Raw genomic sequence first — 6,167 nt, 5'->3', positions numbered from 1 at the left:
CGCAGCCCCAGCCCGGATACGGCTATCCGCAGCAGGGACAGCCGCAGCCGCAGCAGTACGCCCCGCAGCCGCGCCCCCAGCAGCCGCAGCCCCAGCGGTACGCGCCGCCGCCCCCGCAGCAGCCGCAGGCGCCGCAGCGCGAGCCCCGGCAGCCGCGGCAGCGCAGCGCCAACCCGATGCGGATCCCCGGGCTCGGATGCCTCAAGGGCTGCCTGTTCACGATCATCATCCTGTTCGTGGCGGGCTGGCTGGTGTGGGAGCTGAGCCCGCTGCAGGAGTGGATCGGCACCACAAAGGGCTACTGGGCGCAGCTCTCCGACTGGTTCGGCACAGTGACGGGCTGGATCGGCGACCTCGGAAGCGCGCTGGGGAAGTAGCCACTCGTGGCTCCTGCCTGCGGTGAGTCTGTGGATTTGTCGACTCCTGGCGGGTGATTTCCGTCTCCGCGGTGAAGGTTGGCTCGCCGGACGCGTAGTTTTGTCGGCAACACGCGTCTGTAGGAGCAGCCTTGGCACGGAAGATCGGCAGCCGGTACACCGCCCACCAGATCCTGGGGCGGGGCAGCGCCGGCACGGTGTGGCTGGGCGAGGGGCCCGAGGGGCCCGTCGCCATCAAGATGCTGCGCGAGGATCTCGCCTCCGACCAGGAGCTCGTCGGGCGCTTCGTGCAGGAGCGGACGGCGCTGCTGGGGCTTGAGCACCCGAACGTCGTCTCGGTCCGGGACCTCGTCGTGGACGGCAACGACCTCGCGCTGGTCATGGACCTGGTGCGGGGCACCGATCTGCGGACCCGGCTGGACCGTGACAAGCGGCTGGCGCCGGAGGCCGCGGTGGCGATCGTCGCGGACGTCGCCGACGGACTGGCCGCGGCACACGCCGCCGGAGTCGTCCACCGGGACGTGAAGCCCGAGAACGTGCTGCTGGACATGCAGGGGCCGCTGGGCCCCGGGGGCGCCCACCCGGCACTGCTGACCGACTTCGGCGTCGCCAAGCTGATCGATTCTCCCAAGCGGACCCGGGCCACGAAGATCATCGGTACGCCGGACTATCTGGCACCGGAGATCGTGGAGGGGCTGCCGCCGCGGGCGGCGGTGGACATCTACGCGCTGGCGACCGTGCTGTACGAGCTGCTGGCGGGGTTCACGCCGTTCGGCGGGGGCCACCCGGGCGCGGTGCTGCGCCGCCATGTGACCGAGACGGTCGCGCCGCTCCCCGGGATCCCGGACGAACTGTGGCAGCTCATCGTGCAGTGCCTGGCCAAGGGCCCGGCGTCCCGGCTGCGCGCCTCGGAGCTGGGGGCGCGGCTGCGGGAACTGCTGCCGCTGCTGGCCGGGATGCCTCCGCTGGACGTGGACGAGCCGGACACCGAGCCGGTGGAGGAGGAGCCGGCGCCGTCGGCTCCGGCCGCCACTGGGCCGGTGCGGCGGGGGGCGGTGCCGCTGGTGCCGGGGGCGAAGCCGGCGGACTCCAACCGGGACACGCATACGTCGATGCGGGTTCCCGGGCCGGACGAGCTGGCGGGGGGTGCGCACGGGACGGCGCGGGTGCCTCGGGCGGCCGGTGCGCCGCGGCCGGGGTCGGCCCGTAATCGGGCGGCCACGCGGCGGCGTCGGCTCACGCTCGCGACGGCGGCTGCGGTGCTGGTGGCGGCGGTGGGGGTCGGTACGTGGGTGGCGGTGTCGGACGACGACGCGGACGCGACGCCGCGCGACACGAAGAACTCGGCGCCGGCGTCGCCGTGAGCTGACCTGACCTGCGCCGGTGGTCTGCGGGGCGGGGGTTTCGCTTACCCGCGCTTGCGGGGTGCCTCCCCCAGAGGGGGGACCCCCAGCCCACCCGTGCCGCCTGGGGGTCCCCCCTCTGGGGGAGGCACGACTGCCCGCAGCTACGGAGGTACTGCGGTGGCACCGGTCGGCTCAGGTCGGTTGCTGTAGCCGTTACGCTGGAGGCGTGGCAGTCGTCGATGTATCCGAAGAGCTCAAGTCCCTCTCCTCGACCATGGAGTCGATCGAGGCCGTTCTGGACCTCGACAGGATGAGGGCAGACATCGCCGTGCTCGAGGAGCAGGCGGCCGCGCCGTCCCTGTGGGACAACCCGGACGAGGCGCAGAAGATCACCAGCAAGCTCTCCCACCTCCAGGCGGAGGTGAGGAAGGCCGAAGCCCTGCGCTCGCGGATCGACGATCTCGCCGTGCTCTTCGAGATGGCCGAGGAGGAGGACGACCCGGACACCCGCGCCGAGGCGGAGTCCGAGCTGGCCTCCGTGAAGAAGGCGCTGGACGAGATGGAAGTGCGGACCCTGCTCAGCGGGGAGTACGACTCCCGCGAGGCCCTGGTGAACATCCGCGCCGAGGCCGGTGGCGTCGACGCCGCCGACTTCGCCGAGCAGCTCCAGCGCATGTACCTGCGCTGGGCCGAGCGCCACGGCTACAAGACGGAGCTCATCGAGACGTCGTACGCCGAGGAGGCCGGCATCAAGTCGACCACCTTCTCCGTGCAGGCGCCGTACGCCTACGGCACCCTCTCCGTCGAGCAGGGCACCCACCGCCTGGTGCGGATCTCGCCCTTCGACAACCAGGGCCGCCGCCAGACGTCCTTCGCCGGCGTGGAGGTCCTCCCGGTCGTCGAGCAGTCCGACCACGTCGACATCGACGAGTCCGAGCTGCGTATCGACGTCTACCGTTCCTCCGGCCCCGGCGGTCAGGGCGTCAACACCACCGACTCGGCCGTGCGCATCACGCACCTGCCGACCGGCATCGTGGTCTCCTGCCAGAACGAGCGCTCGCAGATCCAGAACCGCGCGACCGCGATGAACGTCCTCCAGGCCAAGCTGCTTGAGCGGCGCCGCCAGGAGGAGCAGGCCAAGATGGACGCGCTCAAGGGTGACGGCGGCAACTCCTGGGGAAACCAGATGCGTTCGTACGTCCTGCACCCGTACCAGATGGTCAAGGACCTGCGCACCGAGTACGAGGTCGGCAACCCGCAGGCCGTGCTCGACGGTGAGATCGACGGCTTCCTGGAGGCCGGAATTCGCTGGCGCAAGCAGCAGGAGAAGTAAGCGAAGCGGTTTGTCGACAAAGGCAACTGCCACCCCCGGGGCGGCAGTTGCCTTTGTCGTTCCCGTCCGCTTCCCCTTCTGTTCCGCGATGTCTGGGTTTTACATCACACTCACAGGCTCCAACCCCCGGCAAAGAACCCGTACTTGGACATCGCGTACGCAACGGCCTTGACGTTGCTTTGAAAAATCGGAAGGGTAAAGCGTGGCATGCGTATCTCTGGGGCGCATGTGAACCGGGGGGCTTGAGTTGTTCTGCTACCACCCTCCGTCGATCACCGCTCCGAGCGCCGCCTCACTGACGATGAGCTACTGGGGGTAGCAACCACATGACGAAGAAGACGCGGATCCGTGTCGCCCGGATAGCGGCCGGTGCCGTGATCGCGGCCGGTGCCACGCTCTCGGCCGCCGGCGTCGCATCCGCCGATGTCTGCGAAGACCTGGGTGTCTGTGTCACGCCGGAGCCCGACCCGACGGAGACCACCCCGGAGCCGGAGCCGACCCCGACTGCGACCGAGCCGACCGTCATCCCCGAGCCGACCGAGCCGGAGCCGACGGAGCCCGAGCCGACCGAGCCCACCGGCGACCCGGACCCGGTCGACCCCGACCCCACCACGGAGCCCTCCAACCCGGGCAACGGGAACGGCGGCGGCAACGGGAATGGCAACGGCAACGGTGGCGGCAACAACGCCGACCCCGACGGCGGCCAGTCCCCGCAGCAGGAGGGCTCCTCCTCCCTGACCGAGACCGGTGAGGGAGCGGACACCACCGCCCAGGGCAGCGGCGACGAGCTCGCCGACACCGGTGCCGCCCAGACGACCTTCCTGATCATCGGCGCCGCGACGATGATCGCCGGCGGTATCGGCTTCCGGGTGCTCCCGCGCCTGGTCGGCGGCCGCGGCGGGGCCGCTGCCTGACGGTAGCCGTCCACGCACACGCTGTGTGACAAAGGGCCCGGAGCGATCTTCACTCCGGGCCCTTCGGACGTCCTGCGGGGTACTTACACGGTCTGGTGCGCCAGCAGCGCCACGGCCGCGATCAGCACCGCGAGCAGGGCGATCAGCGTCATCGGGTTCAGATTCGCGAGCAGCGGGTTCTCCTGCTGCAGTCGCTCGCGGTTCGCCCGGCAGACCGGGCAGCGGCCCTCGTTCACGGGCGCCGCGCAGTTCGCGCACACCAGCCGGTCGTACGTCATGCGCCTCGCCCTTCTTGTCAGTGGTTGCAGTGGGAGAACGCCTCGGGGATGCAGAACGTTCCCCTTACCTACTGTGCCAGGTTCCCCCACATGGCGCGCGGCCCGCTCCCGGAGGGCGGTTCCCGCACCCCGTCAGGCAGGAACAAATGCGCACAACCCCGGCGCAACCCCGACCGCTGCCTGCACTCCCGCACCCGACTCGCGTATGGTCACGCTCATCTACCCCCGGCGACCCGTGGTGCATCCGTGATCCGATTCGACAACGTATCCAAGGTCTACCCCAAGCAGACCCGCCCCGCACTCAGGGATGTCTCCCTGGAAGTGGAGAAGGGCGAGTTCGTGTTCCTCGTGGGGTCCTCCGGCTCCGGAAAGTCCACCTTCCTGCGGCTGATCCTCCGCGAGGAGCGGTGCAGCCACGGTCAGGTGCACGTTCTCGGCAAGGACCTCGCGCGCCTGTCCAACTGGAAGGTGCCGCAGATGCGCCGCCAGCTGGGGACGGTGTTCCAGGACTTCCGGCTGCTGCCGAACAAGACGGTCGCCGAGAACGTGGCCTTCGCCCAGGAGGTCATCGGCAAGTCCCGCGGGGAGATCCGCAAGTCCGTGCCGCAGGTGCTCGACCTCGTCGGGCTGGGCGGCAAGGAGGACCGGATGCCGGGCGAGCTGTCCGGCGGTGAGCAGCAGCGCGTCGCCATCGCGCGGGCCTTCGTCAACCGGCCCAAGCTGCTGATCGCCGACGAGCCCACCGGCAACCTCGACCCGCAGACCTCCGTCGGCATCATGAAGCTCCTCGACCGGATCAACCGGACCGGGACCACCGTGGTGATGGCGACGCACGACCAGAACATCGTGGACCAGATGCGCAAGCGCGTCATCGAGCTGGAGAAGGGCCGCCTCGTCCGCGACCAGGCCCGCGGCGTCTACGGCTACCAGCACTGATCCGCAGCGAGTTCCACGGAAAGGCTTGAAGCAGACGCCATGCGCGCCCAGTTCGTACTGTCCGAGATCGGTGTCGGTCTCCGCCGCAATCTGACGATGACCTTCGCCGTCGTCGTCTCCGTCGCCCTGTCCCTCGCGCTGTTCGGCGGGTCGCTCCTGATGAACGACCAGGTCAACACGATGAAGGGCTACTGGTACGACAAGGTCAACGTCTCGGTCTTCCTCTGCAACAAGAGCGACGCCGAGTCCGACCCGAACTGCGCCAAGGGTGCGGTGACCAAGGACCAGAAGAAGGAGATCCTCGCCGACCTCGACAAGATGCCGGTCGTCGACACGGTGACGTACGAGTCGCAGGACGAGGCGTACAAGCACTACAAGGAGCAGTTCGGCGACTCCCCGCTGGCCAGCTCCCTCACCCCGGACCAGATGCAGGAGTCGTACCGCATCAAGCTCACCGACCCGGAGAAGTACCAGGTCATCGCGACCGCCTTCGACGGGCGCGACGGGGTGCAGTCGGTGCAGGACCAGAAGGGCATCCTGGACAACCTCTTCGGGCTGCTGGAGGGCATGAACATCGCCGCCCTCGCGATGATGGCGCTGATGCTGGTCGTGGCGCTGATGCTGATCGTCAACACGGTGCGCGTCTCGGCGTTCAGCCGGCGGCGCGAGACCGGGATCATGCGCCTGGTCGGCGCCTCGGGCTTCTACATCCAGACGCCGTTCATCATGGAGGCCGCGGTCGCCGGACTGATCGGCGGCACCGTCGCCTGCGGATTCCTGGTGGTGGCGCGGTACTTCATCATCGATCACGGACTCGCGCTGTCCGAGAAGCTGAACCTGATCAACTTCATCGGCTGGGACGCGGTGTTGACCAAGCTGCCGCTCATCCTCGCCACGAGTCTGCTGATGCCCGCGTTGGCGGCGTTCTTCGCGCTGCGCAAGTACCTGAAGGTGTGACTCTTACCAAGAGGGGCCGTCCGGTC

General features: G+C 69.2%; 6 protein-coding genes and 1 pseudogene. 6 read left to right on the top strand and 1 reads right to left on the bottom strand.

All coding sequences use genetic code 11. The features are described 5' to 3' along the window. The 4 genes and pseudogenes from GA0115233_RS18845 to GA0115233_RS18830 all read left to right on the top strand — a co-directional run. Nucleotides 1-377 (top strand): annotated as a pseudogene (locus GA0115233_RS18845) (serine/threonine protein kinase); the annotation flags it as partial. Between the two features lie 131 nt (nucleotides 378-508). Beyond that, nucleotides 509-1,741 carry a serine/threonine-protein kinase gene (locus GA0115233_RS18840; RefSeq protein ID WP_093721411.1) on the top strand — a complete coding sequence of 411 codons (1,233 nt, stop codon included), beginning with the start codon at nucleotides 509-511 and terminating at the stop codon, nucleotides 1,739-1,741. Nucleotides 1,742-1,949: 208 nt separating this feature from the next. After that, nucleotides 1,950-3,056, top strand: coding sequence for a peptide chain release factor 2 (prfB, locus tag GA0115233_RS18835; protein ID WP_093721410.1), 1,107 nt, complete (start codon nucleotides 1,950-1,952; stop codon nucleotides 3,054-3,056). 326 nt (nucleotides 3,057-3,382) lie between these two features. After that, nucleotides 3,383-3,970 carry an LPXTG cell wall anchor domain-containing protein gene (locus GA0115233_RS18830; protein WP_093721409.1) on the top strand — a complete coding sequence of 196 codons (588 nt, stop codon included), beginning with the start codon at nucleotides 3,383-3,385 and terminating at the stop codon, nucleotides 3,968-3,970. 83 nt (nucleotides 3,971-4,053) lie between these two features. On the opposite strand, the gene GA0115233_RS18825 is transcribed toward GA0115233_RS18830, so the two are convergent. After that, entirely contained in the window at nucleotides 4,054-4,248 is a 195-nt protein-coding gene (locus tag GA0115233_RS18825) for a hypothetical protein (RefSeq protein WP_093721408.1), read from the bottom strand. A gap of 246 nt (nucleotides 4,249-4,494) precedes the next feature. On the opposite strand from GA0115233_RS18825, the gene ftsE reads away from it, so the two are divergent. Both ftsE and ftsX read left to right on the top strand, forming a co-directional pair. Continuing rightward, nucleotides 4,495-5,184 carry a cell division ATP-binding protein FtsE gene (gene ftsE / locus GA0115233_RS18820; protein WP_004000799.1) on the top strand — a complete coding sequence of 230 codons (690 nt, stop codon included), beginning with the start codon at nucleotides 4,495-4,497 and terminating at the stop codon, nucleotides 5,182-5,184. A gap of 39 nt (nucleotides 5,185-5,223) precedes the next feature. After that, nucleotides 5,224-6,141 carry a permease-like cell division protein FtsX gene (gene ftsX, locus GA0115233_RS18815; protein ID WP_093721407.1) on the top strand — a complete coding sequence of 306 codons (918 nt, stop codon included), beginning with the start codon at nucleotides 5,224-5,226 and terminating at the stop codon, nucleotides 6,139-6,141. Nucleotides 6,142-6,167 lie beyond the last annotated feature (26 nt).

Origin of the sequence: Streptomyces sp. DI166 (genome assembly GCF_900091315.1) — a bacterium.
In the GTDB taxonomy this organism is placed as follows: Bacteria; Actinomycetota; Actinomycetes; order Streptomycetales; family Streptomycetaceae; genus Streptomyces; species Streptomyces fuscus.
This window is presented reverse-complemented; position numbering and strand designations above follow the sequence as displayed.